Annotated in this window: 4 protein-coding genes; all 4 read right to left on the bottom strand. The window is 61.9% G+C overall.

Annotated features, from left to right (window positions below):
• Positions 1-1,476, bottom strand: a 1,476-nt coding sequence (locus tag JNL55_RS36405) for a TonB-dependent receptor (RefSeq protein ID WP_293866724.1), incomplete at its 3' end; no start/stop codon positions are given.
• 76 nt (positions 1,477-1,552) lie between these two features.
• The gene (locus tag JNL55_RS36410) at positions 1,553-2,581 is read right to left on the bottom strand and encodes a FecR family protein (RefSeq protein ID WP_293866727.1); all 1,029 of its coding nucleotides are present in this window, start codon (positions 2,579-2,581) and stop codon (positions 1,553-1,555) included.
• Positions 2,578-3,162 (bottom strand): RNA polymerase sigma factor, encoded by a 585-nt coding sequence (locus JNL55_RS36415; RefSeq protein WP_293866730.1) that lies wholly within the window; start codon positions 3,160-3,162, stop codon positions 2,578-2,580. The genes JNL55_RS36410 and JNL55_RS36415 overlap by 4 nt, the downstream gene beginning before the upstream one ends.
• Positions 3,163-3,256: 94 nt before the next feature.
• On the bottom strand, positions 3,257-4,224 hold a 968-nt coding region (locus tag JNL55_RS36420; RefSeq protein WP_293866733.1), incomplete at its 5' end, for a formylglycine-generating enzyme family protein.

A 4,224-nucleotide genomic window follows, 5' to 3' on the forward strand; every position in this document is an offset into this window, starting at 1 on the left:
GTTCTGCCGGAATGGATTGACCGGCGATGCCGCGCTGACGGTGACCGGCAGATTGTAAGCAGCCCAATCGGTCGCGAGTCGGTAGGTGCTGTGATAGAACTCCGCGAACAGTTCGACGTTGTCGGTCATGCGCCGCCGTGCACTGGCGATGATCGACTTGGTTTCGGGTTCGCCATGAATCGGCGAATTCAACCCGAGCCCTTGAAACGATCCAACCGCTGAGACTGGAGAGAAGTTGTAGCTGCCGGCGTTCGCCAGCAATCCAGCGCCCAGATCTAGCGGCGCGGTGACGCCAGAGACACCGAGCGGAATGTGCGTGATGTTCGAGCCCAGCCCCATGCCGCCGTACTCGGGCTTCAATACCAGCTCGGAGCCGTCGGCCGAACCGATATTGGGCGTGGTCCCGCCGCGATAAGGCGAGGTGGGCGAAGTCAGTAGCGCGGGATTGTTGCGAAGGACAGTTTGTAAGCCTCGCTCGAACAACTCAGGTCGGTCCCGACTGCGAGGCGACTTGGAATCAGAGTAACGAATCGCCGCCATGAGATGCGTCCTGCCATCCTCCAAAGACGTGCCGTAGCTGGCGTCGACAGTGCGCATCGGCGCGTGCACGTCGAAAGGCGTTCGGTACGAAACTCCCACCTGCCCGCCTTCCAGATCGCGCTTCAACACTACGTTGACGACGCCGCCGATCGCGCTGCCTCCGTAAATCGCCGAGGATGAGACCGGCAACACTTCGATGCGCTCGACGGCGCCGAGCGGAATGCTACGCACGTCCGGCTGATCGGCAGCCCCGAAGCTAGCGGTGTTCGCGGTGCGCCGGCCGTTGATCAGAATCAGTGTCTGGTTGGCGCCAATACCCCGCAGATTGATCGTGGTCGCGCCTCCCGTGCTGATACTGGACTGAGTGCCGAGCTGCGCAGCCGTATTCATCGACAAATGCTTCTTCAGGAAACTCTCGACATCCGCCGCGCCCGACTTCTCGATGTCTTGCTTACCGATGATCTGGTATGCCTGAGCGTCATCAGAGGTGCGCACGATGTCCATGTTGCCGTCGGTGAACGGGCGACGCCGACTCACCAGAACCTCATCGAGCAGGCCCGACGCATCCTCGACGATCGATCGTGCGGCGGGCTCGGGCTCGGAGATCAGAATGGCGCCGGAGTCGACATCGGTGTCGGCTCGCAACGCCGTGCCTTCGAGTAGCCTGCGCAGCGCATCCTGCACGGTGAGCTCGCCTTTGATTCCTTGAGTTTGGCGGCCGGCCAGCTGCTTCGGCAGGTACACCAGATCGATGCCGGTCTGCTTGGCGAGCGCCTTGAGCGCATCCAACAGATCGCCCGCAGGGATATTCAGCTGAACCACCGCCTCGGCCGAGACCTTGGACGCTCCCGCTTGCGCCACCTGGATCGCATTCGTCTGCGCTGCCAACACCGTGCTGACCGTGAGCGAAGACAAGAGCATTATCGGAGTGCGCATGAGATCACCGAATGTAGTTGTGTACGAGCCTTGTGGTAGTCGTTCGGCAGAACGCTTTCCGCCATCGGCTGCAACACTAGCGAGCGGTAAGTACGATCACGTCCTCCTCGAAGTGCACTCGGATCGGATAGGCGCGTTCCAGCAGACGTAAGAAAGCCTCCACTTTGACGGTGCTGAAGCTGCCACCGACGGTGTACTCGGTTGCAGCAGGATCTTTGATCACGATCTTGCGCGTGTTGTAACGGTTGAACTCGGCAACGGCTTCCGCCAATGTCACATCTCTGAAGACCACCGTGCCGCTGCGCCAGGCGATCCGTTCTTCGGCATCGAGGAGTTGGTTGGTCTGCGCCAGCACGGCATCCTCGTTGAATCGAGCGATGCTGCCGGGAGTCAACACACTTGCGGCTGCGTCGTGCTTCTCCGCCGAACGCAAACGCTTTGCAGATTCCACCCGCACCACGCCTTCAGTGACCACGACTTGCACATCTTCGCCGTCGCGTCGGACTGCAAACGCCGTCCCGACCGCGATGATTCTTCGGCCACCTGCCGCAACGATGAACGGGCGGTTCGGATCCTTGGCCACATCGAAGAACGCCTCGCCGTGCTTCAGCTCGATGCGACGCTCGGTCGCCGTGATGGCAACCTCGATCTGGCTGTCCGTGTTTAGAAGGACCCGCGAACCGTCGGCGATCGGCACCGACGCCAGGCCACCGACCGGAGTTTCATAAATATTTCTCGGCCATAGAAACCAGGCAGCGCTCAGAACACAGGCCAGCAACACACTGGCAGCGAGCGCACGAAAACCTGGCCTCGACCCGCCTGGACTGCGCTCAGTAGCCCGGCTGGCGCGCTTGCTGAAAAACGGCGATAGATTCCATTGCCCGGGCGGCGGCAGTTCCGAGTTCGGGCCGGCTCCAAGCGCACGTAATCGCAGCGAACTCTCCCAGGTTTCCAGCAAGCGTAACCAGGCCACGCGGTGCTCCAGGGATTCCTCCAGCCACCGCTCCAATTCGGCCTCCTGCTCCGTTGACCAGTCGTTCGAATCGCGGCGCGCCAGCCATTCGCCGGCGCGTTGCTCGATGCGCTCGGTGCCTTCCTTGCTCATTTCAGATCCTCATTGTTTTCCTCGGCAGCGACGTCGGGTCGCTGCTCGTGCCGCAATGGCGGCAGCTCGCTGCTGAACTCTCGGATGTACTGTGCTAGCAGGCGGGCGGCCCGGCATATCTGCTTTTCTATCGTGTTCTCACTCACGCCCAACTGCTGAGCCACTTCTCTCTGCGACAGGTCCTGCACCCGCCGCATCCAGAACACCTCGCGACACTTCGCCGGCAGCCGATCGAAAGCCTGGGTGAGTCGCAAGAGCTCCTGGCGCGCGCCCAATGAACGCTCCGGCGTTTGCTCATCGACCAGGTCGTTGGAGAAGTCGCTGTCGCCCGCTGCCTGGATCGACACCACCCGCTCTCGGCGACGACGATCGGCCATGATGTGCCGGGCGATGGCGAACAAAAACGCCCGTGGGTTGCTGGGGACAGCCTGCAGCGCCGCTGCGTACACTCGCACATACGCCTCTTGCCTGATGTCGGCGTGCTCATCGCGATAGGGCCACGCGTGCCCCAGGAAGCGCATGAGAGACGCCTCATGAATCAGGATTTCGCGTCTGAACCAGGTGTCGAGCGGTTCGGCCATTGCAACGGAAGGATTGTCAGGCTCGCTGGATAATAGTGGTCTCAACTGAATGATGTCGGGCGACCTGAACTTTTCCGCCACTCGGCAATGAAATTTATTGGGCCTCAACATCCCGGGCCACACGGAAGCCCAGCCCGAAGTAGCGACCGGCGACCGGGCTGCGCAGCCGGTAGGTCACTCGTAACAGGCGACCGGGATCACCCCAGCCACCGCCACGCACGGCACGACGATCGGCCAGCGAGCAGTTGCTGGTACGCGCGCTGCCATCGGTCGGTGCTCCGGTGTAATCGTTGTTGTAACAGTCCTCCAGCCACTCCCACACGTTGCCGCGAATGTCATAGAGTCCGAGCGCATCAGGGCTGAAGCTACCGACGGGCGCCGTCGTCAACCAGCGATCGTTGCCAGTGGCGAGTGACGTGCAGCAGTGCGCCTCAGCGCCGTAGTTGGCGGTGTCGTGGCTCAGTCGGTCGACTCCCTTCGCATCGAGGCTGCCGGCCTGCGCCACGTATTCCCACTCCGCTTCGGTAGGCAACCGATAGCGCTGACCGGTGCTTTGGCTCAGCCACTGCGCATAAGCCTTGGCGTCGTGCCAATTGATACAGACCACCGGATGAGTCGCATCCTGCGCGTATCCCGGATCACGCCAGGTACGCCCTACCTTGTCCTCCCACTTGCCCTGCCAGTTGCCGTCTTCGTAGCCATGACAACTGTCGCCTGCTTGGTAACTCGTGGCGGTCACGAACGCCTCGAACTGCGCGCGGGTGACTTCATGAATGCCAATGGCGAATGGCTTGCCGATGGTCACTCGATGCCGGGGGCCCTCGTCCTTGGTGGCCTGCGCATCGCCCGGGGCGGCGCCCATCTCAAAGCTGCCCGAAGGAACCACGCTCATGTCCGGGCAGTTGGCACAGTCCCGAAATACTTTGCCAGGAGTCGCTGCATCGGACGCGAACGCCGAGGCGCTCAATCCCAACGACACTACCCACAACGCGATCCAATGACGGCGCCCGACCAGCTCACCCATCGAGTTTCTCCCAGGAATGGCACTACTGCTCCTGGCGA

It is taken from the genome of Steroidobacter sp., from assembly GCF_016790065.1.
GTDB lineage: Bacteria > Pseudomonadota > Gammaproteobacteria > Steroidobacterales > Steroidobacteraceae > Steroidobacter.

Bases quoted from the DNA above. Each gene is read 5' to 3' on its own strand.
- JNL55_RS36410 (WP_293866727.1), bottom strand. From the start codon at position 2,581: ATGAGCAAGGAAGGCACCGAGCGCATCGAGCAACGCGCCGGCGAATGG.
- JNL55_RS36415 (WP_293866730.1), bottom strand. From the start codon at position 3,162: ATGGCCGAACCGCTCGACACCTGGTTCAGACGCGAAATCCTGATTCAT.